Annotated in this window: 22 protein-coding genes and 2 pseudogenes; 5 read left to right on the top strand and 19 right to left on the bottom strand. The window is 65.6% G+C overall.

Annotation, left to right across the window (positions count from 1 at the left end; genetic code table 11):
* Positions 1-293: 293 nt before the first annotated feature.
* Positions 294-692, bottom strand: a complete 399-nt coding sequence (locus AC10V3_RS40175; RefSeq protein ID WP_022540017.1) for a DoxX family protein — start codon at positions 690-692, stop codon at positions 294-296.
* Positions 693-1,252: 560 nt separating this feature from the next.
* Here AC10V3_RS40175 and AC10V3_RS40170 point away from each other — a divergent pair.
* Entirely contained in the window at positions 1,253-1,858 is a 606-nt protein-coding gene (locus AC10V3_RS40170; protein ID WP_022540018.1) for a YitT family protein, read from the top strand.
* 398 nt (positions 1,859-2,256) lie between these two features.
* On the opposite strand, the gene AC10V3_RS40165 is transcribed toward AC10V3_RS40170, so the two are convergent.
* From AC10V3_RS40165 to AC10V3_RS40135, 7 genes are all read right to left on the bottom strand, one after another.
* Positions 2,257-2,844 carry an FAD-dependent monooxygenase gene (locus tag AC10V3_RS40165; protein WP_349607088.1) on the bottom strand — a complete coding sequence of 196 codons (588 nt, stop codon included), beginning with the start codon at positions 2,842-2,844 and terminating at the stop codon, positions 2,257-2,259.
* A 137-nt stretch (positions 2,845-2,981) separates the two neighbouring features.
* Positions 2,982-4,142 carry a YgeY family selenium metabolism-linked hydrolase gene (locus AC10V3_RS40160; protein ID WP_022540020.1) on the bottom strand — a complete coding sequence of 387 codons (1,161 nt, stop codon included), beginning with the start codon at positions 4,140-4,142 and terminating at the stop codon, positions 2,982-2,984.
* A gap of 18 nt (positions 4,143-4,160) precedes the next feature.
* Positions 4,161-5,435 (bottom strand): MFS transporter, encoded by a 1,275-nt coding sequence (locus AC10V3_RS40155; RefSeq protein ID WP_051370076.1) that lies wholly within the window; start codon positions 5,433-5,435, stop codon positions 4,161-4,163.
* 184 nt (positions 5,436-5,619) lie between these two features.
* Entirely contained in the window at positions 5,620-6,564 is a 945-nt protein-coding gene (locus tag AC10V3_RS40150; protein ID WP_022540022.1) for an N-carbamoyl-D-amino-acid hydrolase, read from the bottom strand.
* 30 nt (positions 6,565-6,594) lie between these two features.
* Positions 6,595-7,842, bottom strand: a complete 1,248-nt coding sequence (locus AC10V3_RS40145; protein ID WP_022540023.1) for a M20 family metallo-hydrolase — start codon at positions 7,840-7,842, stop codon at positions 6,595-6,597.
* On the bottom strand, positions 7,839-9,071 hold the full coding sequence (locus AC10V3_RS40140) for a diaminopropionate ammonia-lyase (RefSeq protein WP_022540024.1): 1,233 nt from the start codon (positions 9,069-9,071) through the stop codon (positions 7,839-7,841). The genes AC10V3_RS40145 and AC10V3_RS40140 overlap by 4 nt, the downstream gene beginning before the upstream one ends.
* A 21-nt stretch (positions 9,072-9,092) precedes the next feature.
* Positions 9,093-9,941 (bottom strand): MurR/RpiR family transcriptional regulator, encoded by an 849-nt coding sequence (locus AC10V3_RS40135; protein WP_041682277.1) that lies wholly within the window; start codon positions 9,939-9,941, stop codon positions 9,093-9,095.
* 477 nt (positions 9,942-10,418) lie between these two features.
* Here AC10V3_RS40135 and AC10V3_RS40130 point away from each other — a divergent pair, with 477 nt between their 5' ends.
* On the top strand, positions 10,419-11,048 hold the full coding sequence (locus AC10V3_RS40130; protein ID WP_041682278.1) for a DUF6988 family protein: 630 nt from the start codon (positions 10,419-10,421) through the stop codon (positions 11,046-11,048).
* A gap of 135 nt (positions 11,049-11,183) precedes the next feature.
* Here the strand turns inward: AC10V3_RS40130 and AC10V3_RS40125 are convergent, their stop codons facing one another.
* The 4 genes and pseudogenes from AC10V3_RS40125 to AC10V3_RS40110 form a co-directional block, all read right to left on the bottom strand.
* On the bottom strand, positions 11,184-11,444 hold the full coding sequence (locus AC10V3_RS40125; RefSeq protein ID WP_022540027.1) for an XRE family transcriptional regulator: 261 nt from the start codon (positions 11,442-11,444) through the stop codon (positions 11,184-11,186).
* 248 nt (positions 11,445-11,692) lie between these two features.
* A pseudogene (locus AC10V3_RS40120) lies at positions 11,693-12,136 on the bottom strand (Bug family tripartite tricarboxylate transporter substrate binding protein); the annotation flags it as partial.
* Positions 12,136-13,170: an IS630 family transposase gene (locus tag AC10V3_RS40115; protein WP_022535114.1), complete on the bottom strand. Its 1,035-nt coding sequence runs from the start codon at positions 13,168-13,170 to the stop codon at positions 12,136-12,138. The pseudogene AC10V3_RS40120 and the gene AC10V3_RS40115, both read right to left, overlap by 1 nt.
* Positions 13,171-13,239: 69 nt before the next feature.
* Positions 13,240-13,782 (bottom strand): annotated as a pseudogene (locus AC10V3_RS40110) (tripartite tricarboxylate transporter substrate-binding protein); the annotation flags it as partial.
* Between the two features lie 208 nt (positions 13,783-13,990).
* Here AC10V3_RS40110 and AC10V3_RS40105 point away from each other — a divergent pair.
* Complete coding sequence (locus AC10V3_RS40105) at positions 13,991-16,258, top strand: rhodanese-like domain-containing protein (RefSeq protein WP_022540030.1); 2,268 nt, start codon at positions 13,991-13,993, stop codon at positions 16,256-16,258.
* 247 nt (positions 16,259-16,505) lie between these two features.
* On the opposite strand, the gene metC is transcribed toward AC10V3_RS40105, so the two are convergent.
* From metC to AC10V3_RS40075, 6 genes are read right to left on the bottom strand one after another with little or no spacing between them, the layout of a single operon-like run.
* Positions 16,506-17,684 carry a cystathionine beta-lyase gene (gene metC / locus AC10V3_RS40100; RefSeq protein ID WP_022540031.1) on the bottom strand — a complete coding sequence of 393 codons (1,179 nt, stop codon included), beginning with the start codon at positions 17,682-17,684 and terminating at the stop codon, positions 16,506-16,508.
* Positions 17,681-18,307: a cysteine dioxygenase family protein gene (locus tag AC10V3_RS40095; RefSeq protein WP_022540032.1), complete on the bottom strand. Its 627-nt coding sequence runs from the start codon at positions 18,305-18,307 to the stop codon at positions 17,681-17,683. The genes metC and AC10V3_RS40095 overlap by 4 nt, the downstream gene beginning before the upstream one ends.
* Before the next feature lie 12 nt (positions 18,308-18,319).
* Positions 18,320-19,183, bottom strand: a complete 864-nt coding sequence (locus AC10V3_RS40090; protein ID WP_022540033.1) for an amino acid ABC transporter ATP-binding protein — start codon at positions 19,181-19,183, stop codon at positions 18,320-18,322.
* A complete protein-coding gene (locus AC10V3_RS40085) occupies positions 19,170-19,973 on the bottom strand; it encodes an amino acid ABC transporter permease (RefSeq protein ID WP_022540034.1) in 804 nt (267 codons plus the stop codon). The genes AC10V3_RS40090 and AC10V3_RS40085 overlap by 14 nt, the downstream gene beginning before the upstream one ends.
* Positions 19,963-20,709 (bottom strand): amino acid ABC transporter permease, encoded by a 747-nt coding sequence (locus AC10V3_RS40080; protein WP_022540035.1) that lies wholly within the window; start codon positions 20,707-20,709, stop codon positions 19,963-19,965. Before AC10V3_RS40080 ends, AC10V3_RS40085 begins: the two co-directional genes overlap by 11 nt.
* Positions 20,710-20,712: 3 nt before the next feature.
* Entirely contained in the window at positions 20,713-21,507 is a 795-nt protein-coding gene (locus AC10V3_RS40075; protein WP_349607104.1) for a transporter substrate-binding domain-containing protein, read from the bottom strand.
* A gap of 547 nt (positions 21,508-22,054) precedes the next feature.
* On the opposite strand from AC10V3_RS40075, the gene AC10V3_RS40070 reads away from it, so the two are divergent.
* Together AC10V3_RS40070 and AC10V3_RS40065 are read left to right on the top strand one after the other, a co-directional pair.
* Positions 22,055-23,038, top strand: a complete 984-nt coding sequence (locus AC10V3_RS40070; RefSeq protein WP_022540037.1) for a Bug family tripartite tricarboxylate transporter substrate binding protein — start codon at positions 22,055-22,057, stop codon at positions 23,036-23,038.
* A 42-nt stretch (positions 23,039-23,080) separates the two neighbouring features.
* Positions 23,081-24,379: an LLM class flavin-dependent oxidoreductase gene (locus tag AC10V3_RS40065; RefSeq protein WP_022540038.1), complete on the top strand. Its 1,299-nt coding sequence runs from the start codon at positions 23,081-23,083 to the stop codon at positions 24,377-24,379.
* A 201-nt stretch (positions 24,380-24,580) separates the two neighbouring features.
* Here the strand turns inward: AC10V3_RS40065 and AC10V3_RS40060 are convergent, their stop codons facing one another.
* On the bottom strand, positions 24,581-25,360 hold the full coding sequence (locus tag AC10V3_RS40060; RefSeq protein WP_022540039.1) for a DeoR/GlpR family DNA-binding transcription regulator: 780 nt from the start codon (positions 25,358-25,360) through the stop codon (positions 24,581-24,583).
* Between the last annotated feature and the right edge of the window lie 74 nt (positions 25,361-25,434).

Genomic DNA, 25,434 nt, shown 5'->3' with positions numbered 1-25,434 from the left:
ACCGGCTTGACGGATCGGGACAAAGCTGGCCGGCCGAATTGCCGGTCAGCAGCCGGGTTGCCGCCGCGGCCGGAGCGCTTCGGGTTTGCGAGCAAGCCCAACCGAAAGCAGAGTTCGAACGCCCGCGTCTGCAGGGAGTAGGACCGCGTGAGCCGAAGGCAAAGCAACGTAGCTACCGATCATTTCAGAAGCTTACGGTTACATCAGTGCACCATTCGCGTTAGTTGTATGCAGACAGTCCATCGTCGTGACGACAGGGAGTCGGCTCCGATGAGCCAACTCCCGCCGACCGCTTATTGCGCCTTGACCTGCGCGCGTGCAGATTCCATCGAAAATACAACCAGCATGCCACCGAGGATGGCAATGTTCTTGAAGAAGTGATTGAACTGGTTCTGGTAGTTCGCGACGTCGGCACTCCAGAAGCCATGGAAGACCAGGCTGACGGGCACCAGGAACAGCGCCAGCACCAGGGCGCCCCAGCGTGCGTTCCAGCCGGTGATCAGGGTCAGACCGCCGCCGACCTCGACCGCGATGGTCATGACGAGCAGGACGCTTGCGAGTGGCAGACCGGCGCTGGCCATCCAGGCGGCAACCCCGGCGAAGCCGACAATCTTGAAGATGCCGGAGAGCAGGAACAGCACGCCAAGCAGGGCACGGCCGGCGGGGTAAAGACGGGTGATGGTCGAGTTCATTTGTAGGGGCTCCAGGGTTGGTTAGAGGAAGATCATCAAACCGTGTGAATCTGTAATTCCTCTTGGTGGGAAGGATGATAGGTTGGATGCCGTCGGCAAGGGGGAGCCATAATCAAGGAGATGTTCGAAATTTTTGAACATATGGAGGTTGCGTGTCCGACATGCCCGGTCATGATGGTCGATGTCTACAGTGAGGTACGCGAGGTGCCTCCGGCGCCGCAAGTAGTTGCCGACATAAGGAAAAGCTCAGTGGCAGCCAATGCCTGTCGACCAGTCGAGGACGGGCGCTAGGGTCGCGTCGCACGCATTGGAATCGGATCGAGGAGGGCTCATTAAAGTGCTTTATGCAGCATGGTTCGCGGCAGTTTGCTTCGAGACAGTCCGGCGACGATCGGCCGGACGACGCAGTCGGTGCTGGACGAACCTGTAGCTTGGCGGCTGACACTTGACCAGGATCATGCGAGGCCTCGTCCAGCGCCGCTACACTTTGCCAGTCGTAGCCCGACGCGCGTCCGACTCATCCTGATGGGCAGCTCTCGAAGCTGCCTTCGCCCCCCGCCATGAAGCCTGCAATCGCCCGACACACTCCCATCGAGAACTTGCAGGCACTGCTGATAGGCACGCTGCTTGTCGCACTGGCGGTAACCATGTTCAAGCAGGCAGGTTTGCTGTCCGGCGGTACGGCTGGTCTGGCATTCCTTGCCCATTACCTCGGCGGCGTGCCATTCAGCCTGGCGTTCATCATCCTCAACTTGCCTTTCTACTGGCTTGCGTGGAAATACATGGGCAGGACGTTCACCTTCCGGACGTTTGTGGCCGTGCTGCTGCTTTCCGTCGAAGCCGACTTGCTGCCGCGCTGGCTCAGCTTCGCCACGCTCGATCCGACGCTTGCCGCGACACTGGGAGGCGCACTACTGGGCAACGGATTCCTGATCCTGTTCCGGCACAGGGCAAGCCTCGGTGGTGTGGGCATCCTTGCGCTCGTGCTTCAGGAACGGCTCAACTGGCGTGCTGGCCATATTCAGATGGCGGTGGATGCGGCGATCGTCGCAGCGGCACTGCTGACCGTTCCATGGCCGCGCGTCGCCCTCTCAATTCTCGGTGCCGTTGTCCTCAACTTCGTGCTGGCAACCAACCACCGGCCGGGACGCTACGTGGTCCAGTGACCATGGCTGGCGGATTCTCTCAGTCACCCGCCGGCGGGAGTGAGCCTTCCCACCGCTGCTCACTCCTGGTAGAGAGCGTCTGCTATCTCTTCACTGCCCGGATCCCAAGTCGCCGCTGTCGAGTGGGGCCATCTCCGGGAGGGATCCATTTGGCCGGCAAGGGACGGTGGCCGGCAGGTAGCGGCCGGCCGCTTCAACCCTTCGTTGTCATTCGCCCAGGGCTCAGTAGGCGACTTAACGCGCTCCGCTAACGACTGGTGAGCAGGTATGCGTCCGGGAGACAGGCGCCACCTCGAAAGGGTGATCGAGTTCATCGACCATTATCGCGAGGGCTGCGAGAGGTTCGTGTCTGCGCGCAGGGAGGCGCGCGTAGGCGCCCGCGCCTTTAACCCCGCATGTCAGCAGGACTCCGCCGCGGGCAATTGCAGGCGTAGCGCATCCATCCGCGCGTAGAAGTCGTTCACCTGCCGCTGTGCGTTGCATCGCATCGTCTCGTTGCGCGCCCTCAGGCTGGCCGCGTCTTCCTGCGCCCCGGTCTCGCCGACTTTGCGCGAGGTGTCCTGCACGAACTTGCACAGGGGATAGCGTGCCTCACCGAAGGCTCGCAGCGTGGCCTCCACGCCGACGTCGCGCGACAGCATTTCCGCCAGCAGCACCGCGTCTTCGAGCGCCATCGCGCCGCCTTGTCCCGTGAAAGGTGTGGAGGCGTGCGCGGCGTCACCGATCATGATCACACGGCCACGGTGCCAGGGCAGTGGGGCGGCGACCTCTTCCACGGCGGTGTAGAGCACTTTGGCGTCAGCCGAGAGCGCGTCCAGGAACTGGCGCGCCGGGCCGCCGAACTCCGCAAAGCGGGCTTGCATCATCGCCGGCCAATCGTCGCGCTCATACCATTGCCCGGCGGGCTCGGGCAGCGTGCCGAACAGGTACAGTTGGTCGTCGCTGATCGGCATGATGCCGAGCCGCTTGCCGGTACCCATCATCATGATCTTCGCGGTGAGGTCTTTCAGTCGCGCATGCACGCTGCGCCAGACGCCGAGTCCGGTATAGTCCGGCTCCAGCGGGCCTGCGACCAGGCGGCGGACTGACCGGCCAGTCGATGTACCTGGCCGGCGTCGTCCCGTCAGGCCAATTCCAACACCAGGTTGCGATAGATCTCCCGCGCCCCCTCCAGTTGTTCCAGTGCGATCGATTCATCGATGGTGTGCGCATCCTCCTCGCACCCCGGCCCCAGGCCGATGGTCGGAATACGGCGGCGTCCGGCGGACTCGGAGCCGTTTGTGCAAAACGCCCAGCTCCCGACCTGTGGTGAGCGGCCCGCCTGCGCGATCGCACGCACGGCGGCTTGCACGAGCGGGGCGCTGTCCGGCTGCTGCCATGCCGGTAGCCAGCGGGTCGGTCGCGCCGATTCGCCGGTAAAGGTTCGCACTTCGTCGGCTGACACCGCCAGCGAGAAGTTGTGCAGACCGGCGGCACGCAGGCAGGCGTCGATCTGACCGAGAACGTCCTCGCGCGTCTCGCCGTCGAGGGTACGGCGGTCGAAGCGAATGGTGGTGGAGGTCGGGATCATCGAGATCGATGGATAAGGCGACGAGACGATGTCCGTCGGCACCAGCAGCGCAGCGCCAAGCACCGGGTCGGTCGGCAGTTGCAGTCCTTCCAGCGCGGTTAGCGCGCGCGCGGCGGCGATCAGCGGATTGACACCGAGGTGGGGCGTCGCGGCATGCGCCGGTTTGCCGTGGAAAGTCAGCCCGATCTCGAGCCGGCCCTTTTGTCCCGTCTTGACCTGCAGTTTCGACGGTTCGCAGATGACCACCGCCGCGGGATCGCACCGGCCCAGCACCGACGCCAGCGCGTGCCCTTCGATGACTTCCTCCAGCACGCTGGCGGAAACCGCGATGCGCTTGCGCAGCGGCCGTGTCCGCGCTGCCGCCGCGACGCCGCAGATCGCCGCGGCGATGCCGCCCTTCATGTCGGTGCTGCCGCGCCCGTGCAGTCGACCGTCGTGGATCGTGCCGCCGAACGGGTCGAAGCGCCACTGACCGGTGACCGGCACGACGTCCATATGGCCGTCGAACAGCAGCGCCACGTCTGCATCCTCGGGGCCGATCAGCCCGAGCACGCTGCCGTTGCGATCCATCGTCACCGACGTGAAGCCGGCTTCGGACATGCGGCGCATCAGCAGCGCGGCGAGGTCGCCCTCCTGGCCCGAGAGGCTGGGAATGCGCACCATCTCGCGCGCCAGCGTGGCGACGTCACTGATATTGCATGCTTGATCGATCATGTCGGATTTCTCTTGTTGTCAGCGGTTGACCAGCGTGGCCGGCACACGGAGCACCAGCAGTGCGCCGATCACGGTGAAGGAGGCGAGGAAGTACATACCCCAGTCGGTCGAGCCGGTCAGGTCCTTGATCCAGCCGATCGCGTAGGGGCTGGCGAAGGCGGCGAGGCCGGCGAAGGCATTGATCGCCGCGATGCCGGCCGCCGCGCTGCGGCCTTCGAGGAATGCGGTCGGCAGGCTCCAGAACAGCGGCGAGCAGACCATGCAGCCCGCCGCAGCCACCGACAGCATCGCCACCGCGAGCGTGGGGTTGTGGCTGAACAGCGTGCTGAGCGCCAGCCCGGCGCCGCCGACGAGGAAAGGCACCACCATGTGCCAGCGCCGCTCGCGCGTCCGGTCCGAGTGGCGGCACACCAGGATCATCGACACCACCGCGAACGCGTTCGGGATCGCCGTCAGCAGTCCCACGTCCAGCAGCGAGACCACGCCTGTCGAGCGGATCACCGACGGAATCCAGAACGCCAGGCCCGACAGGCTGGAGACCGTGCAGTAGCAGATCAGCGCCATGTGGATCACGCGGCGGTCCCGGAACAGCTTCAGCAGCGACACGTGTTCGACCTTGGCCGCCTTTTCTGCCGCGATGTTGTGCGCAAGGCGGTGCTTCTCGGCTGCGCTCAGCCACTGCGCGTCGGCGATGCGGTCGTCGAGATACCACACCACGGCAAGCCCCAGCACGATCGATGGAATCGCCTCGAGCAGGAACATCCATTGCCAGCCGGCAAAGCCGTAGTGGTTGTGCATGCTCTCCATGATCCAGCCGGACAGCGGCCCGCCGAGGATGCCGGCCATCGGCACCGCGGTCATGAATACCGCGATGACCGCCCCGCGGCGGTGCGACGGGAACCAGTAGGTGAGGTACAGGATGATGCCGGGATAGAAGCCGGCCTCGGCGGCGCCGAGCAGGAAGCGCAGCACGTAGAACTGCGTCGGCGTTTTCGTCAGCGCCATGCAGGCCGAGATGCAGGCCCACAAGATCATGATGCGCGCCAGCGTCTTCTTCGCGCCGATGCGGTGCATCAGAACATTGCTGGGGACCTCGAACAGGAAGTAGCCGATGAAGAAGATGCCGGCGCCAAGACCGTACACCGTGTCGCTGAACTTCAACTGGTCCAGCATCTGGAGCTTGGCGAAGCCGACGTTGACGCGATCGAGGAAGGCAGCCACGTAGCAGGCCATCAGGAAAGGCAGCAGTCTCCAGGCCACCTTGCGGTACAGCGCGTGATCGTGCGCTGCCATCGTGTCCGTGGTCCCGGTGTTCGGGGTTGTGGCCGGGGTGCGCAGCGTCTGCGCGGAGTGCAGGGAATCGCTCACTATGTTCCTCCTTTGGATTTGGCGAGACAACAACGCCCCCTGCGGGCGCCCGGAAGCGCCTGCATCACGTTATTTTTTTATTCGCGAAGGGGGCGGGGAAGGGTGCCGGCTACGCGGCCACGGCTTGCGGCGGCGTGGCGCCCCGCTGGCTGGTGATGCGGCCGTAGGCCTCGGGGCGGCGGTGCCGGTCGAAGTTGAACGTCGTGGTCTTGTACGACTGGCACAGGTCAAGGTCGCAGCGCGCGATGGCCAGCTCGTCGCCCTTGGTCGAGCAGGCCGCGACGATCTCGCCGGACGGCGCGATGATGCAGGTGCCACCGATCATCTCGCAGCCTTCCTCCTTGCCGGCCTTTGCCACGCCGACCACCCACGTGCCATTCTGGTAGGCGCCGGCCTGCATCACCAGGTGGTTGTGGAACATCGACAGGTCGTCGTGTTCCGGCGCGGGCGGGTTGTGCACGGGCGTGTTGTAGCCGAGCAGGATCATTTCGGCGCCCTGCAGGCCCATCACGCGATAAGTTTCCGACCAGCGGCGGTCGTTGCACAGCGCCATGCCCATCACGCCGCCAAACGCCTGCCAGACGCCGAAGTCGTCGCCCGGCTCGAAGTAGCGCTTCTCGAGGTGCTGGAAGGCGCGCCACGGCTCATGCTGGTCGTGGCCGGGCAGATGCACCTTGCGGTACTTCCCGGCGATCCTGCCGTCGCGGCCGACGAGGATGGCAGTGTTGTAGCGGCGCTCGACGCCGCCCTCGACCGCCAGTTCCGCGTAGCCGAGGTAGAAGCCGATGCCGAGCCGCGCGGCGGTCTCGAACAGGATGCGGGTCTCGGGGCCGGGCATCTCGCGCTCGTAGAAGGCGTTGAGCTCCTCGGGGTCTTCCATGTACCAGCGCGGGAAGAACGTGGTCAGCGCCAGCTCGGGGAACACCACGAGGTGGCAGCCCATCTCGTGGGCGTGGTGCAGGTGGCCCAGCAAGCGGGCGACGACGTCGCGGCGCGAATCGCTGCGCTGGATGGGGCCGAGCTGGGCTGCGGCGACGTGGACGAAGCGGGACATGATGGGGTGTCTCCAGTTATGCGGTGAATGTCATGCGGCCAGCTCGAGCATCAGGTCGAGCAGCACGTCGGCGCCGGCCTGGATGTCGTGGTCGTGGGTCAGTTCGGCGACGTTGTGCGAAAGGCCGCCCACGCTCGGCACGAAGATCATGCCGGCGGGGCACATGCGGGCGAGCATCTGGGCGTCATGCCCGGCGCCGCTCGGCATGCGCCGCACGCTGTGGCCGTGGCGGCGCGCGATGGCCTCGACGCGGGCGACCATGCCTTCGTCGAACGCCACCGGTGCGAAGTCAGCCAGCGTACGTTGGGTGAGGCGCACGCCCTCGGCCTTCGCCATGTCCTGCGCATAGGCCAGCGTGCGCTGCACGGCCCCGGCAAGCACCGCGCCGTCGGTATTGCGCAGGTCGACCGTGAACACCGCGCGGTTCGGAATCACGTTGACCAGATTCGGGAAGAACTGCACCTGGCCGACCGTCGCGAGCTGCGCGCTGCCAAGTTCGCGCGACAGGTCCCGCACGAAGCAGGCGATCCGCGCGGCGACAAGGCCGGCGTCGTGGCGCAGCCGCATCGGCGTGGTGCCGGCATGGTTGGACGTGCCTTCGACGGTGAACTCGGTCCAGTGGATGCCTTGCACGCCGGTGACCGCGCCGATGGTGATGCCCTCATGCTCCAGCACCGGTCCCTGTTCCACGTGCAACTCGACAAAGGCATGGACGCGGTTGCGGCCCACCGGCGCCGGTCCGGCATAGCCGATCCGGGCGAGGTTCTCACCGACCGTGGTGCCGTCGATGCCCTTCGTATCCAACGCCTGCCGCAGCGGAAGGTCGCCCTGGAACACCAGGCTGCCCATCATGTCGGGGGCGAAGCGCGCGCCTTCCTCATTGGTGAAGAAGGCCGCTGCCAGCGGGCGACGCGTGACGATGCCGGCGTCGTCGAGCGCCGCCATGACCTCCAGGCCAGCGAGCACGCCGAGGTTGCCGTCGTAGCGGCCGCCGGTGCGGACGGTGTCGATGTGCGAGCCGGTCATCACGGGCGGGAGGTCTTCGCGGCCGGCACGTACGCCGACCACGTTGCCGATGCCGTCGATGCTGATCGACAAGCCCAGCTCGCGCATCCACGACACCACCAGGTCGCGCCCGGCGCCGTCCTCGTCGGTCAGGGCGAGCCTGCAGACGCCGCCGCCGTCGATGGCACCGACTTCGCCGAGCGCGGCGATCCGCCGCAGCAGGCGGGGCAGGTCGATTCGCGCCGTCTGTTCAAGGTCGAGGGTAGCGTTCACGCTGCCTTCCTCACGTCTTCCGGCAGGCGGCCGACGATGCGCTCGTAGAGTTCCACGTCGGTCGCGCCTTCGCTGCCGAACACCAGCACCCGGCTGGCAGCAGTCAGGCCGAGCGGTTCGCGCACGGCGGCATCGGCCATCGCGCCGAGGCAGCCGGCCAGCCCCGCGACCGCCGATTCGCCGGCCACGATGGGCGTATCGCCATAGCGGCCGTCGGCCAGGAGGCGCACGCTGTCGAGCGCGGAGGCATCGTCAATGGTCAGGAAGGCATGCGCGCCGGGATGCAGGACTTCCCACGCCAGCAGCGAGACTTCGCCGCAGGCGAGACCGGCCATCACCGTGTCGAGGTCGCCGTGGATCGCCACCGGCTTGCCGGCGCGCGCGCTTTCATACAGGCAGGCGGCCTTGTCCGGCTCGACCACGATAAAGCGCGGGCGCTTGTCGCCGAGTACTTCCCAGAAGTGCGCGCACACGGCGGCTGCGAGTCCACCCACGCCGCCCTGCAGGAAGACATGGGTCGGAAGCTGGCCGTCCGGCAACTGATGCAGCGCCTCGTCGGCCATCACCGCGTAGCCCTGCATCACGTCCTTCGGCACCTCCATATAGCCTTCGTAGGAAGTGTCGGACACCACGAAGCGGCCCAGCCGCGCCGCATCGTCGGCCGCCTGGCGCACCGAGTCGTCGTAGTTGCCGGCTGTGCGGGCCACCTGCGCGCCGTACTGCTCGATGGCCGCCTTGCGGCCTTCGCTGACGGTGGCGTGGACATAGATCACGCACTGGCAGCCGAAGCGCTGCGCGCCCCAGGCGACCGAGCGGCCGTGGTTGCCGTCGGTGGCGCAGGTCACGGTAATGTCGCGGACCACGTCGGCATAGCGGCCCGACAGGAGATCGTCTACCGACACGTCGCTCACGCCTAGCCGGCTGGCGATCTCGCGCAGCAGCAGGCGGCTGACCGCGTAGGCACCGCCCAGTGCCTTGAAGCTGCCCAGCCCGAAGCGGCCGCCTTCGTCCTTGTAGAGGATCTGGGCGACACCGGCGGCACGCGCGAGGCCGTCGAGGGCGACCAGTGGCGTCGGCGCGTAGCCCGGCCAGCGACGGATCTGCGCGGCCGCGCGGGTGAAGGCTTCGCCGCCGAGCACGGCTTGCTGGCGGGACCCGTAGGGGGCGCCGGGCGTGGCGGCCGGGTTCAGGGCGCACTGCAGCTTCAGGTTGGGGAGCGGATGATTCAAGACAGTCTCCTTGGTTGGGATCTAGCGATGGAGGTCGCCGTAGTGGTCATGGAGTGACTCGATTTCCTCGAGCCGCTCGCGCGCCGCGTCGCCGAGGACCAGCGCGAGGCATGTGCAAAGGTGGTTGATCAGGCTGACGGCGGCGACGTAGGAGTCGAATACCGCGGCGCCGTGGTTGACGCAGCGGAGCACTACGTCGGAGCGCGCCGGCAGATCCGTCGCGCTGGGGTCGGTCAGGATCACGACCTTGGCGCCGACGCGGTTGGCGTGGGCGACCATCGGCCACAGCAGCGTCACGCGTCGGCGGAAGTCCATCACCAGCAGCACGTCGCCGGCGCCCAGGTCCGCCAGGTCTTCGGCGAGGTTCAGGCCAGCGCCCGGCGCTAGCGTCACATGCGGCCGCAACTGGGTCAGTAACGCCCACGCGTATTGCGCAAGCACGCGGCCGTTGCGAAAGCCCGCGATGAAGACCCGCCGCGCATCGGCGAATATCGCGACGGCGCGCTCGACGTCGGCCGGATTCAGGCGGTCGAAGGTGTGGGCGAGGTTCTGCATGTCGTTGGCGAGGTGGCGCGCCAGCGGCGCCTGCTCGTCCGCTGGGGCCTGGACGCCGGCCAACTCATACAGCGGTGAGCCGCGGTCGGATTCGTCGCGCAGAAGGGACCGGACCTCGTTGAAATTCTCGTAGCCAAGGCGGCGGAAGAACCGTCCGGCCGTCGCCTTGGAAACGCCGGCCTTCTGCGCCAGCTCGGTTGCCGAGTAAGCCGCAAGGTTGCCGATGCACTCGAGGGTGACGGCGGCCAGGCGGCGCTCGCTTTCGGTGAGCTGGTCGTGGAGCGCGAGGATCTTGTCTTGCAACGATGGGGTCATGATTGGGTCCGGATGAAACTTCGGTTTCAGAAATATAGGTGAATGAAACTTTAGTGTCAAACAAAATTAAACGTGAAACTTTGGTTTCAGAGTATGCATTTTTACGCACATGACGTTGTGGGGGCGGGCTGGTGCACACAGCCGAGTAAGCATGTCTTAGAGAGGTTTGCACGCGCCGGTCAGGCGACCAGATCGCCGTTAGCGTCTGGGCGCAGTGCACCACGGCAAAGGTCCGGTAACAGAGAAACCGGGTGTGCGGGGTCTTGGTGATGACCGGCGGCTGGCCGTGCGCGAGAACGTGCGTGCAGTGGGCGCGAAAGCTATAGAATCCAAGGCATCTCTTTGGGGGAAGCCCATGTCATTACCCTGCACTGCCAGCTATCGAGAGGTCTCGCTTGGTCTCCGGTCGCGAGACGAGCGCGAGTTCATTCCGAAAGGCAATGCGCAATACGGGGGCAAGCGACAATGAGGGCTGAAATGCAGGGTGACTTGCTGGAGCGTACGGCCGCTTTCCACAAAGCGGCCGTCGCGTGCATCGGGAATTCGCAGCCGAGCGAAGATACGAGGGCGGTATCAGCCTATCAATGTGCGCTCATGTCGGTTGAGCATGCCACGGGGGCACTTGCCTTGCTCAGTATCGGCCTGCCGAACGCAGCAATGGCGCTGTTTCGTCCGCAGTTTGAGACATTGGTCCGGGGCGCCTGGCTTCTGGAAGCGGCTGACGAGAAGTGGGTTCTCCAGTATCACGAGCCACTGTCTCAGGATTCAGGGCGTGCAGCCGAAAAGGCGCCGGGGGTGAACGCCATGTTCGACCAGCTCCTCAAGCTGGGGGAGCCGCGAGTGCAGGATGTTATCGCCAATCTTGACCAGTATCGCGCGCTGGACTGGGGTGCACTACATAGCTTCACGCATGGCGGCATGCACCCAATGGCAAGATCCGGTGCCGGGTACACGGATGAACTTGTTGACAACGTCATCCGCAACGCGAACGTGCTGGTCTGCCTGGCGGCGCAGATGGCGGCGCTGGTATCCGCCGACCCACAGGCATGCATGGTGCCCGTGCGAAAGCTGCATGAGGACTTCCGGGACTGCATACCGCTTGCCTGAGACCTTACGTGGGTGGCTGGTGCTAGATGCGGGTGGCGGTAGTGGAGATCGTCGAAGCTGCGCTGTCACAGGCCCAATCGCAATAACAAGATATCGGCGCGGCCAGACAACTCTCTTTTGGTCATTGCAAAGTAATCAATACAACCGGGAGGTAAGGCGAGCGAGCCAACCGCGCAACTCATCTGCGCGAATATCTTGAAACTTCCCGCAGAGAACCAGGGCGAGATCCGACTGAAGCGTCCCGAACACGGCCGCTGCGTCGGACAAGGTAATGCCTGCGGCTCTCATACATACCGTAATGTCTTTCACGATTTCCGCCTTGAGCGGAATTTCCTCAGCGTCCGCGAAGCCAAGCTGCGCGTAGACATTGGTCGGCCCGTACTCGAATCGAAACATGTGGACCTCCTATGTTGTTGTTTTTGAACATGGCCATCGAGCGCGCTGTACCAATACAGTGCCGGCTGAGGGCAGGATTATTGGTGCATACATTCGATAAGACAATGGGGGAAACACTGAGACGCTTATGGCCACGGGTAGTTCACGGCGCCAAAGCGATTTCATCACCCCGTAACATTGAGCCAGGCAGCGCAGAGCATGGGCGACGGTGGAATGGGTCATGTCGCTTCCTGTGTGAGGGCCGCTGATCACCGCAGGGCAATGCCAGACGAGGCGATCACCGATGCGTATTTGGGCAGGTCGCGCGTGAGCGTGGCATCCAGTTCCTGCGCCGACGAGGCGACGACCACATAGCCCGCGTCTTCCAGTTGGCTGCGCGTAGCGGGGTCATGCAGGACCGCTGCCACATCGCGGTTGATGCGCTCGACCACGGCGGCCGGCGTTGCGGCGGGCGCAAGCAGGCCCTGCCAGCTCTCCACGGCAAAACCCGCCGCACCGGCTTCTGCCAGCGTGGGTACCTGCGGCAGCGCCTTGGAGCGGTAAGGCGTCGTGACCGCCAAGGCGGTGAGCTTGCCGGCGCGTACATAGTCTGTCACCGCCGCCAGCGTGATCAGCGTGGCGTCGATATGGCCGCCAAGCAGGTCGACAGTAGCCGGCGCGCCGCCGGGGTATGGGATGTAGTTGACTTTACTCAGCAGTCCCAAATATATGCGACAGATGGGGCATCAAAGAATGATCGAATGAGGGTGCGCTTTTTCTGCAGCCCACGCAGTTGTTGCTCGACGCGAATCTCCAGCTTCTCGCCGGTGCGCAGCGGATTGCGCGCCACGCCGGTGCGCTTGAGGTGACTCCATACCAGCTCGTCCGGATTGAGGTCCGGCGCGTAACCCGGCAGGAAGTGCAACGTTAATCTGCCGCCAGTGGATTCGACGTACTCGCGCACACTTGCCTTCTTATGGGCTGGCAAGCCGTCAATGACAAGATGCACCGGCTTGCGCCTGCCCCTCATCATCTTCCTGAGCAATTCGATGAACAGCTCCGCGGTGAGCGCGCCCTTGTACGTCGCGAACCAGAAGCCGCCCCGGGCGTTGACCGCCGAGGCTGCCGAGATCGATTGGCGCTGGCCGGGGCGCTCGATCACCGGACTCTGCCCTTTGAGCGCCCAAGTCTTGCCGTGCACCGTGTCGGCTCGAAACCCGGATTCATCCCAGAAGTAGATTTCCGCCCCACTACGTCGGGCCCTTGCTGCAAGGTCAGGATAGGTCTCACGCTGCCAGCGCTCAATCGCCTGCGGATCTCGCTGATAGGCGCGCTGCAGTGGTTTTTGTGGCGTCAGGCCCAAACGGGCCAGCAACCTCCCCACTGCGGTCAGACCCATGCGCACACCAAACTTTTGCTTAATCAAGGTGGCCACGATTTGCCGCGTCCACAGCCCGAAGTCCAATCCGAATTGCCGCGGGTCCCTGCCGTTAATCCAGCGTAGAACCTGGGCCTGCTGGTGCGCTGTGAGCTTGGGCGGTCGACCGGTGGCAGGCCGCGCTGCCAGTGCCCGCTCCCCATTGCCGCGCCCGCTGGCAGCCTTGAGCCATCGGTAGATCGAGGTGCGATTCATTCCCAGGGACTTCACTACCTCCGACGGCTTCTCGCCTTCCTTCACCCGGCGCAACGCCAGCAGCCGAAATTCTTCCTGCGTCGCGCGATCCAGTTGGCGGCCATCTCGTTTCATGGCTCATGAGACTACCGTCGATCCCATTCGTTCAATTTTTGTCGCCTTATTTTGGGACTGGTCAGTAATGCCGACCTGGCGCGAAAGCATTTCATGCGCGACGTGCGCGATGCCGCCATTGCCGGGTAGTCCCAGCGCCAGTTCGCCCGGCTTGCGGCGTGCCAGCGATACGTATTCCTGGAAGCTGCGCACGCCGAGATCAGGCCTGACCACCAGCACCTGCGGATTGACTACCGCCTTGGTGACGCCGCGGAAGGCGCGGCTGGTGTCATAGGGCAGGTTCTTGAACAGCGATGCATTGAGCGTTACGCCTTCGCCGCCGAGCAAGAGTACATGGCCGTCGGGTTTTGCCTTGGCTACCTGCGACGCGCCGATGGTGCCGCTGGCACCGACGACGTTGTCGACCACAACCGGCTGTTGCCATTTCTCGCTGAGCTTGGTGGCCAGCGTGCGCGCCAGCTTGTCGGCGCTGCCGCCGGGAGCGACCGGTACGACAATGCGTACCGGGCGCGAGGGATACACGGCGTCGGTGGCGAAGGCCTGCATGGAAGCGGCGGCCAGCGCGGCAGCGGAAAGACTCAGGGTGGCGCGAAGGAAGTTGCGGCGAAGCATCGTGATGGCCTGGAATGGGAAGCAGGCAGGCCGCCTGGCGCAAGTTTGCGCTGGGGCCTGCTCGGGACACCAGCATAAGAAGCCGGGCGCGCCGCACCAACGAATCTTTGAGCCTATGGATATGCGTTGATGCGGCTCGCGCTGAATTGCATGTCGATCCTTGGAAGCCTTCTTTTGCAGCGCTCGAGGGCGGCGTTACAGTCACCGCATGACCGAACAGAACCTATCCCCATCCGCGGTGCCGGGCAACGCTGTTGCCAGCCGGCGCCACGCGGCCGTGGCCGCCTTCCTCAACGAAGCCAGGCGCCTGCTGGACAGCGCGCCGCGGCGCGATCGCGAGACGCTGCAAGCGGTCGCAGGCGCGCTGGAGCGCCTGGGCCTGCAGCAAGACCTGTTCCCGCAGGCACACTTCCCGGTGACACCCGACAACCCGGCGCAGGTATATCGCTTGGCGGAAGACCTGGACGGGCGCTATGCGCTGTACGTGTCGGCCGGCTTGCCGGGCAAGGCGCAGCCGCCGCACGACCACACCATCTGGGCCATCATTGCCGGGATCCGCGGCAGCGAGCGCAACGTCTTCTACCGGCGCGAGCCGACGGCCAATCCGGCCCGCAACAAGCTGGTCGAGACCGGCAGCAGCGACGTGGTCGCGGGCACGTCGGTTACGCTGCTGCCAGAGGACGTGCACACCATCGAACTGACCGGCAGCGAGCACGGGCTGCACCTGCATTTCTATGGACTGGCGCTGGACCGGCTGAACGAACGCGTGGTGTTCGAGAGCACAGCGGGCGGGAGTTTCCGCCATTTCGGGCCGCCAGAACGCATCGCCCACGCGCTGATCGATCCGGTGGCGCTCAATGCCGCCCTCGCGGACGGTGAGGAAATTGCGTTGCTGGACGTACGCGAGACTGGTGTCTTCGTACGCGGCCACTTGCTGCGCGCGGCATCGGCGCCACTGTGGCGCCTGGAACTGCTGATCGACCGTCTGGTGCCGCGGCGCAACGCGCGCATCGTCCTGGCCGACAATGGCGAGGAGCGTGAGGGCCTGGCGCATGAGGCGGCCGCCAAGCTGGTGCGCCTTGGCTGGCGCAATGTGTCGGTCCTCGCCGGCGGCGTGGCGGGATGGGCCGAGGCGGGCTTCGAGGTTTTCAGCGGCAGCAATGTTCCCAGCAAGGCGTTCGGTGAAGTCATCGAACACCGCAAGCACACGCCTTGGATCAGCGCCGATGAACTGCAGCAGCGCATCGGGCGCGGCGACGACATCGTCGTCGTCGACAGCCGCACCACCGAAGAATTTGCCGATTTCAGTCTGCCCTTCGCGCACAGCCTGCCGGGCGCGGAGCTGGTGTACCGGATCGAGGAACTGGTTCCGCGTGCCGAGACGCTGGTGGTCGTCAACTGCGCCGGCCGCACGCGCAGCATCGTTGGCGCCCAGACGCTGATCGATGCCGGCCTGCCGAACCGCGTTGTCTCGCTCAAGGACGGCACCATGGCGTGGCTGCTTGCCGGCCGCGCGCTCGCCACAGGCCGCCATACCCCGCTGCCGGAGCCAAGCGAGGCGGCACGCGCCACAGCTCGCACCCGCGCCGAAGGCGTGGCCGCGCGCGCCGGCGTGCGCCGCATCGATGCGGATACGCTACAGCGCTTCGAGGCAGAAGCGGGCGAACGTACCTTGTATCGCTTCGATGTGCGCACCCGCGCGGAATACGAGGCTGGCCACCTGCCGGGCTGGCGCTGGGCACCCGGTGGCCAGCTGGTCCAGGCTACCGACGAGTACGCGGCCACGCGCCATGCGCGCGTGGTCCTGGCCGACTGGGATGGCGTGCGCGCGCTGACCACTGCTGCATGGCTGGCGCAGCTCGGCGCGCATGACGTGTTCGTGTACGCGCCGCCGCCGCACGCCGCGCTCGACACGGGGCCGGAACCGGTCCGCGTATTGTCGTCGCGACCGGCGGCGCGACAGGTGTCGGCCTTGCAAGCCGATTCGCTGCTCAAGGCAGGGCTGGCACATATCTTCGATGTCGAACGCCGCACCAGTTATGAGAAGCGCCACATCGCTGGCGCGCAGTTTGCCGTGCCGGGCAAGCTTGAGTCAATCCTTGACGGCCTGTCGCCGAAGGAGACGGTGCTGGTGACGTCGTCAGACGGCGTCCTGGCGCGTACGGTGGCGGCGGAGCTTGCGGCCCGCAGTGGACGCGATGTCAGAGCGCTGGCTGGCGGTACCCAGGCATGGGTGGCGGCGGGTCTGGCCACTGGCAGCGGGGCGCAAGGTGTGCTGACCGGGGACGATGACTACTGGTTCAGTCCTTACCAGCATAGCGATATCGCGCAGCGCAATGCCGGCTTCCAGGCCTACCTGGACTGGGAGGTGGGTCTGGTGGCGCAGCTTGAGCGTGAGGGTGATATTGGCATCCGGTTGGTGCCGGACGCGAACACTGCCGACGTGCCGGTTGTCGGCGAGCAGTCGAGGTCATAGGTCGCGGGCACTGGACGCAGCTGGCGCTGCGTCCTTAAGCCGCTCCTGCTACAAGCCAGGAATCCTTGCGAGCATCCCCTCTACCGACGTGGGGGAGAGGGGCGGAGGAGAGGGGCGGAGCATGAAGCGCGTCGGTATGCTTGCGCAAGCCTTCTCCCGACTTCATTCATCGGAAGGGCGTGGGCGCACAAACCGACAGCATCAGCTGACCGGTTCAGGAGTCCGGACACTGTCCGGCCCCTCGCCATCAAACGATAACCCGGTGAAATGCCTGATCCAGATCCACAATCAGATCCTGCGGATCCTCCAGGCCGACATGCAGTCGCACCACCGGCTCGTTCCCCTGCCATGCGCTATGCTCGCGCAGCCGTTCCGGCGCGGCAACCAGCGCAAGGCTCTCATAACCGCCCCATGACGCCCCCAGCGCAAACAGTCGCAGCGCGTCGACAAAGGCCGCGGCCTTGCTATCGGCATGGCGCAGCGTAAATGACACGAGCCCGCTGGCGCCACTGAAATCCCGCTGCCACAGCGCATGGCCGGGGTCATCCGGCAGCGCCGGATAAAACACACGTTCCACCTGCGGCTGCGTCTGCAGCCACTTCGCAATTTCCGTAGCATTGCGCTGATGCTGGGCCAGCCGCACTGGCAAGGTACGCAGGCCGCGCAATGCCAGGTAGGCGTCGTCGGCACCGATGGTCAGGCCCAGCGCTTCATGCGCCGTAGCGATTCGCTCGGCCAATGCCGCGCTGTCGACAATCACCGCGCCCTGCATCACATCGGAATGGCCGGCAATGTACTTGGTCGACGCCTGGATCGAGACGTTGGCGCCCAGCGTTAGCGGTTGCAGGAACCAGCCGCCGCTCCAGGTGTTGTCCACGGCGACCGGGATGTCATGTTCGCGCGCGATGCCGGCCAGCCGGGGCAGGTCCAGCACTTCATACAGCAGTGAGCTTGGGGATTCCAGGTAGACCAGCTTGGTCTGCGGCTGGATCAATGCAGCGAGATCGTCGCGACCGGGTGAAAAGTATTGCAGCGTGATGCCCAGCCGCTGTAGCAGCGTCTTGTCCACGCGCCTCAGCGGGGAGTAGACGCTGTCCGAGACTAGCGCATGATCGCCCGGCCCGAGCAGTCCCACCAGCACCAGCGTGATCGCGGACAGACCGGAAGGTGCGAGGAAGGCGCGATGGCCGCCTTCGAGCGTGCACAGCGCGTCTTCCAACGCCTGGTGGGTATCCAGGCCATGCCGCCCATACGAAGCCACGCGCTCGCCGGCCGCGCGGCGATGGTGGCGATCGTCCAGCTCGGCGTTGCTCGCGAAGCGCACGGTGCTGGTCCGGACCACGGGTACGTTGACCGGTCCGGCGCCATCGCGCAGCGACGGCGCGCCGGCGTGGAGCAGTCGAGTGTGCTTGCCGTCCACGCTCATGCCGCCACCTTGCTGGGCTGCATTTGGGTGGCGTTATAGTTCACGATTTCGCCGGTCTCCAACCGCACACCGTAGCGTCCGGTCAGAGTTTCCAGCGGTCGCCCATAGAGATGGAAGTGCAGCGTCGGGGTATCGCCGAGCACGTGGATGCTGTGGATGTCATCGGGCAGGAAGGCGATCGACGTACCTGGCTCGACCGTTAGCTCCTGCACCAGCTCGAGACGGGCGACGCCGGGCTCCTGGCCGTTGTCGGTGCGCCGGTAGACGCGGTTGTGCTCGCGGCCTTCCACGGCGACGATCACGGCCCAGGTGTCGTGGTTGTGCGGGATCGTGGTCTTGCCGGGGTTGATGGCATTCAGGTACAGGGCGATGCCGTCGTCGCCGTCGGCCGGGTTCAGGCGATAGCGCGTAGAGGCGCCGCTGCCTTCGGCGGCTGAGGGCGGTGGAAAGTCTTCATGTGTGAACAGCGTGCGCTGCGAGGCCAGCGCCAGCAGCCGCGTGGAAATCGATGCCAGTGTCTCACGGTCGGGCTGGGCGCCGGCGAGACGGCGGATCTCCGTCAGGGCCTCGGCAATCGCCTGGCGGCGCGCGGACTGGCGTTCTTGTGGTGTGGATTGGCTCATGGTGTCCGTCCTTCAATGGGCGAGTGGGGATGGGGCGGGAGAGAACGCGGCATCGAAGCCCGCCGGCAGGCGCGCTACGGCGCCCAGCGCGCGGCGCAGGAAGGCGCGCGTGCGCTCGTGCGTCGGTTGGCCGAAGATCTGTTCGGCGGGGCCGTGCTCGACGATCCGGCCTGCCTCGGTGAAATAGATCCGGTCGCTGATCTCGGCCGCGAATCGCATCTCGTGCGTGACCAGCACGCAGGTCATGCCGTCCTGCACCAGTTCGCGGATCACGGTTAAGACCTCGCCGACGGTCTCGGGATCGAGTGCGGAGGTGACCTCGTCGAACAGGATAAGCTCGGGCTGCATCGCCAGCGCGCGGGCGATGGCAACGCGCTGCTGCTGGCCGCCGGACAGTTCCCCGGGGTAGGCGCCGGCCTTTGCCGACAGCCCCACGCGCGCCAGCAGCGCATGCGCGTCGCGCTCGGCGTCGGCGCGTGGCCGGCCGATGACGCGGGTGGGAGCAATTACCAGGTTCTGCAGCACCGTCAGGTGCGGGAACAGGTTGTATTGCTGGAAGACAAAGCCCACTCGCTTGCGCAGCGCGATCAGCTCGCTTTCGCTGCGCAGCGCTGGCACATCGGTGTCGCCCACGCGGATCTCGCCGCGCTGTGGCCGCAGCAGGCCGGTGATGCAACGCAGGATCGTGCTCTTCCCGGACCCGGACGGCCCGATGATGGTAACGGCCTCGCCGCGCCGCACGTCGAGGTCGATGCCATTGAGCACGGCGTTGTCGCCGAAGCGTAGGTGCACGTCGCGCAGGCGTACCAGCGGGGCGGTGGCATGGATGTCGGGCGCGTGCGCATCGCTGCGCAGAAACGATTCAGTGGCGTTCATGGCGGCGCTCCAGCGCGCGGGTCGCACGCGCGATCGGGTAGCAATAGGCAAAAAAGAGGACCAGCAAGGTGAAATAGACCAGGATCGTGAAGTCGGTGCGTGCCACGGTGTTGCTGGCCACTTGCGCGGTGTCGACCACGTCGTGCACGCCTACCAGGGAGGCCAGAGACGTGCTCATGGTGATGCTGGCGTAGAGGTTCATCCATGGCGGCAGCATGCGCCGCAGGCACTGCGGCAGCACGATCAGGCGGAACACCTGGCGGCGCCGCAACGCGAGCGACTGCGCGGCTTCCCATTGCGCGCTGGGAATAGACTGGATGGCACCGCGGAAGATCTCGGCCACGTTGGCGCTGGCGGGCAGCGCCAGCCCGAGCACCACCTTGACCCAGTCCGGGAACGGCACGGTCCAGCGTAGCAGCGCAAGCTCGAACGGAAATACATAGGTGGTGAAATAGACCAGCACCAGTACTGGCGCATTGCGAAAGGCCTGGACCCAGAGACCTGCGGCGCCGCGCAGCACCCGATTCGGCGTCAGCAGCAGCGCGCCGATCACCAGGCCCACGGCGGTGCCCAGTGCCATCGCCAGCACGCTGATCTGGATGTTTGCCCACAAGCCGCGCAGCAGCGCGGGGGTCCAGGTCCACAGGCTGCGCAGTGCAGCCGGCGGTGGAACCACGAGCGTCCAGCAAACCAGCACCAGCAGCAAGGTGCCAAGGATCAGCGCCCAAGGCCCGCGCAGCCATGGTTGGGATCGGCCGCGGCCGTCATGCAGGGCGGTGTCACTGGCCATAACCGGGCATCCCTAAGCGAGCTTCGAGCCATCGGCCGGCCTTGCCGACCGGCCAGGTCAGCAAGCCAAACCAGGCAAGGATCAGCAACAGCAGTTCCAGCACGTTGTCCCGCTGGGTCCAGATCATGATGGATTCGTAGGTGACGTCGCCCACCGCGATCGCCGACGCGACCGCGGTCATCTTCACCAGGTCGACCAGGTTGTTGACCAGCGCGGGCAACGCAAAGCGCACCGCCAGCGGCAACTCGACGCGCCACAGCAACTGGCGCCGCGAGAAGCCCAGGGAGCGTGCCGCTTCCAGCGTCACGCGCGGCACCGCCTCGATGCCGGCGCGCAGTGCCTCCGCGTGAAATACCGCCTTATGCAGCCCGACCACCAGCACCACCCAGAAAAAGGGCGTGAGCGGGTTGCCCACGCCGCGGCTGTCCAGGTGCTGGGTGATCAGCATGTTCAGTACCAGGAAGGCGCAGTAGAGCTGGACCAGCGTGGGCGTGTTGCGCGTCAGTTCTACGAAGGCGCGCGCCGGTGCTACCAGAGCTCGCTGGCCACTGGTCAGCATCGCCGCAATGACCACGCCGGCCAGTAGGCTGCATGGAATGGTGAGCAGGCAAAGTTGCAGCGTGACGACCAACCCGCGCAGGAACGCGGCGCGCTCGCCTGGGTCGAGCACGAAGGCGTAGTTCAATCCCAGTGCCTTGAGTGCAGCAATCAGTCCGGGTAACCAATGTTCGGTCATGCCTCAGGAGGGATTCTTGAAACGCGACTGCAACTCCACCAATACCGGCTGCGGTGGCGTTATGCCCAGGCGCTTCTCAGTGGAAATCAGCCAGCCTGAGCGGTGCCATTCCTGCACCACCTTGTCGACCACCGCGATAATGTCGGTTTCGCCCTTGCGGGCCCACACCACCGACGGTGCGGGCAGAATCTCGGCGGCGATCGGGGCAGCGTAGTCGGCCCACTCCGGGTTGCTGCGCAACAGCGGGTGGATGAGCGTGGCGTCATGCACGGCCGCCACGCACTGGCCGCCGCGGAATGCCAGCAGCGATTCCGCGGCGGTCTTGTAACCGCGCACCTGCGCGCCGTACTGGTCTTGCAAGGGCTTGATATAGCTGCTGCCCTGCGAGGCACACACCGGCTTGCCGCGCAGGTCCTCCCACTGGCGGATACCGGTGCGCTTGAGCACGGCGGCGGTGCCGCCGACGCGGTAGAACGGCGTCGGCGCGTAGCTGAGCAGCTCGGCGCGCTCAGGGTTCAGTTCCATCGACGCGATAAGCAGGTCGACCTTGCCCTGCTGCAGGAACTGCACGCGGTTGGAAGGCTGCACATGGACCAGCTCGACCTCCGCACCGATGCGCTTGGCGAGGTCGCGTGCCAGTTCGGGGTTCCAGCCAACGAGCTGTTGCGTGGCGGGATCGATCGAGCCGAACGGGCCGCCGCTGGCGGCCACGCCGATGGTGACTTTGCCCCGCTGCTTAATGCGATCGAGCGTGGCGTCTGCCCAGGCGGTGTTCAGGCCGATGACGGAAAGTGCCATCGTGGCAAGCAGGCGGCGTGGGACGGTAATAGACATGAAGGCGAAGTAGGGAGCCGGAAAGGAGGAACGATGCTAGCGCGGCAGGGGCGCCGGTCCAACGAAGGCTTGCGGATATCGATATGGGTTTCTTTCGCTCCAGCGTGGCGTAGCGTTCCCTATCCTGTGAGGCCGTTGCTGGCGCTCTTCGAGTGCGCCTCGGTGGTGCGTGCGCAAACCCGTATATGGACGTGATCGCCGTGCGCTAGTCGGACAAGAATGCGCTGTGGGTGTCCGCGATGGGTGACGGCCTGGCAGTCCGAGGAATGCGCAAGTTCATCCAGGCCAAGTACAGGGCTTGGCGATCCCTCTGACCCGGTGCGCGCCGAGCCGCACTCAACCAGGGCTTCGCGCAACGCGAGCGAAGCTTTGCGCATGCCGATATGCGATCGCTGCGTCTATGCACATGCAAAATCGGCAGTTCGCCGGCACGATGCCTCACCGTACGATGCCGGCTGGCCGTCCCCCAACAGCGATCCGATACATGGCGGCCGAAGCACCGACGATACCCATGCCTTCCCTAAAGCTCCCCGCCTGGCCCCGCGCCTTCGCCTCTCTTCTGGTCGCTTTCTCCGTGGCCCCCGTCTATGCCGAGTCGAGCTTCCCGCAAAAACCCATTACTTATGTGGTGCCGTACACGCCGGGTGGCACGAACGACAACGTCGCGCGAATCATTACCAAGCGGCTTTCCGAGAAGACCGGGCAGCCGGTGGTGATCGAATACAAGCCCGGTGCCGGTGGGACGCTGGGCGCGGGCTTTGTCGCGGCGGCTGCCCCAGACGGCTACACGCTGCTCAGCACCTCGATCGGGAATCTGGCCATCGCCCCGCAGCTGATGCAGGTGAAGTTCGACCCGTTCACCGACCTGGTTCCGGTCTCCTATATCGGTAACTCGCTGGCAACCGTGGCGGTCAACCCGGCGGTGCCAGCGCAAACGCTGCTGCAGCTGATCGCTTACGCGCGCGCCCATCCCGGCACGCTGACGTACTCCAGCTCGGGCAACGGCACGCCCGGCCATCTTGCGGGCGAACTGCTCAAGCGCGTTGCGAATATCGACATCCGCCATGTCCCGTACAAAGGCAGTGCGCCAGCGGTGGCTGATGTGGTGGCCGGTCACGTCGATATCGTCTTCGATCCGCTGAGCGCGTCGTACATCAAGGCCGGCAAGCTTCGCGCGCTGGCTTACTTCGGGGGCGCCAAGGCACAGGGGCTGCCGAATGTGCCGTCGATCCGCGAAGCCGGCGTCAAGGGCTGGGAAGACGCGCTGGCCGGTGCCTTCTTTATCAGTGCGCCCAAGGGCGTGGCGCCGGAGGTGCTGGTCCAATTGCGCCGCCTGATTGGCGAGATTCTGAAGGAACCCGACACCATCGCTGCACTCAACCGCGTGCAGGTGGACGTGCAGCCGCTGACGCCGGAGCAGGCCTCGCAACGGATTCGCCAGGTCCACGACATTGCAGCGCGCGTGGTCAAGGACGGCGCGCTGCAACCCAACTAAGCGCCTGCCATTCCTGTTGTCTATTCATCCTAGCGTTTCCCCATGAAGCTTGGCCTGTTCCTGCTAGCCGCCGGCCACCACGCCGCCGGCTGGCGCTATCCCGACGCTGAATCCGGCACTGAAAACATCGACTTGGTGGTGCGCATGGCGCAGGCGGCCGAGCGCGCAAAATTCGACATGGTGTTCTTCGGCGACCGTCTGATCACATCCGCCGACGCGCACCCGTCGATGATCACGCGCCCGGACCCGCTGGCGATGCTGGCGGCATTGTCGATGGTGACCTCGCATATCGGCCTGGCCGGTACTGCATCGACTACGTACAGCGAGCCGTTTAACCTGGCGCGCACGTTGGCCACCGTCGACAAGCTGTCGCGCGGCCGCGCCGCCTGGAATATCGTCACCACCTTTGCCGACGGCTCGGTCAACTTCAGCCGCAGCCGGCACCCGGATCATGCCCAGCGCTATGAGATTGCCGATGAGTTCGTCACGGTGGTCAAGGGTCTGTGGCGCTCATGGGATGGCAATCCCTATGTGCAGGACAAGCGGGCTGGCATCTATGTCGATGTGGCGAAAATGCATGCGCTTAGTCATCAGGGCAGGCATTTCTCGGTGGCGGGGCCGCTGAACGTCACCGGCAGCGAGCAGGGCCATCCGGTGCTGATCCAGGCCGGCTCCTCCGGACCGGGCCAGGCGCTGGCGGCCCGCCATGCCGAGGTGGTGTTTACCGCCCAACAGGACCTGGAAGCGGCGCGTGATTTTGCCCAAGGGCTGAAGGCACAGGTCAGAGGGCAGGGCCGCAACCCGGCACATTGCCTGATCATGCCCGGGTTGATGCCGATCATCGGGCGCACCGAAGCCGAGGCGCACGACAAGCTCGCAACATTGCAGTCCTTTACCGACCAGTCCAATGCTCTGGCCATCCTGAGCGAGCAACTGGCCGTCGATGTTTCGGGCTACGACCTCGACAGGCCGCTGCCTCCGCTGGCGCCCGAGGAGGTGGTGCACAGCCGCAGCGCGCTGCTGTTGAAGCTCGCCGAGGAGCGCGGGCTGACGTTGCGCCAGCTCTATCATCTGGTAGCCAGCGCCCGCGGCCACCAGATCGTGGTCGGGACTGCGGAACAGGTTGCGCAACACATGATAGACTGGGTCGCCAGTGGTGCTGCAGACGGGTTCAACATCATGCCGGCGTACTTCCCCGGTGGCTTCGAAGATTTCACGGGCGAGGTTGTGCCGATCCTCCAGGCGCGCGGTGCCTTCCGGCGCGAGTATGAGGCTGACACACTGCGCGGTAATCTTGGTCTGCCGGTGCCGCCCGGCGCTGCCCTCACGGCATCCTCATGAGCGGCGGGCTCTGGGGCGCGTTGCGCTCGAGCGCGACAGTTCGTCGCGGCCTGGAGCGCACTCGCTGCTAAGCCAAGCCTCCTGCAAACCAACAGCAACTCGTCTGGCTTCTAAAACTCGCGTCGCGACACGCCACCTGCCGGGATCAGCGGGCACCGCTCGCAGATGTAACGGTCCTCGGCAGCGGCTGCGCGCGGGGAATCAGTCTGGGGCGACAGCCACACGTACCTGCTTCAATGCCTGGAACGGTTCCAACTGCGTTGCCGTGGCCGCCGCGTCGGTGATCAGCGTCCATGCGCGGTCTAGCGGCGTCCAGTGCTGCTGCTGTGCCCGGCCGAGCTTGGTGGCGTCGGCAAGCACGAAGATATCTGCCGCCTGGCGGATGATGCACTCCTTCAGGTAGGCCTGCTCCGCGCTGGCTTCGCACAATCCCACGCCCGCGACCACGCCGTCCGCGCCGAGGAACGCTTTGTCGACACTGATGCGCGACAGCGCCACCTGGGCCAGCGGGCCGAAGGTCCCCATGCTGGAAGGACGCACGTCGCCGCCGATCAAGGTCACGCGGATGCCGGGCAGGCCGGTCAGAGCGGTGACGGCCAGCAGGTTGGTGGTGTAGACATGGAGGTCCTCGCGCGCCCCCAGCTGCCGTGCCAGCGCAGCGGCGGTGGTGCCGCTGTCGAGCAACACGGCGTCGCCGTCCTGCACGAAGCTCGCCGCCATGCGGGCGATGGATTCCTTCTGCTCACGCTGCAGCGACTTGCGTTCCTCGAGCGAGGCCTCGGGCTCGTGGCCACCCACCTGCATCAGCGCGGCGGCACCGCCGTAGGTCCGCACAATGCGGCCTTCGCGGGCCAGCGCGGTCAGGTCGCGGCGCACCGTGGCCACGGAAACCCCAAGACTGCCAGTCAACTGTTCGACATTGGCGACCTCGCCCGAGAGCACGAGTTCGAGAATGGCGCGGCGGCGGTCGGCGGCGTTCATGGCTGGCGAAATCAAAATTGGGGATCCTCAACGATCCCCGATCTTACAGGAGCCGGCAGCCCCGGCGTGCGCCG

Source organism: Cupriavidus sp. PB-02 (assembly GCF_058252315.1).
Note: the sequence above shows the minus strand (reverse complement) of the source record. Positions and strands in the feature narration are given on the sequence as shown.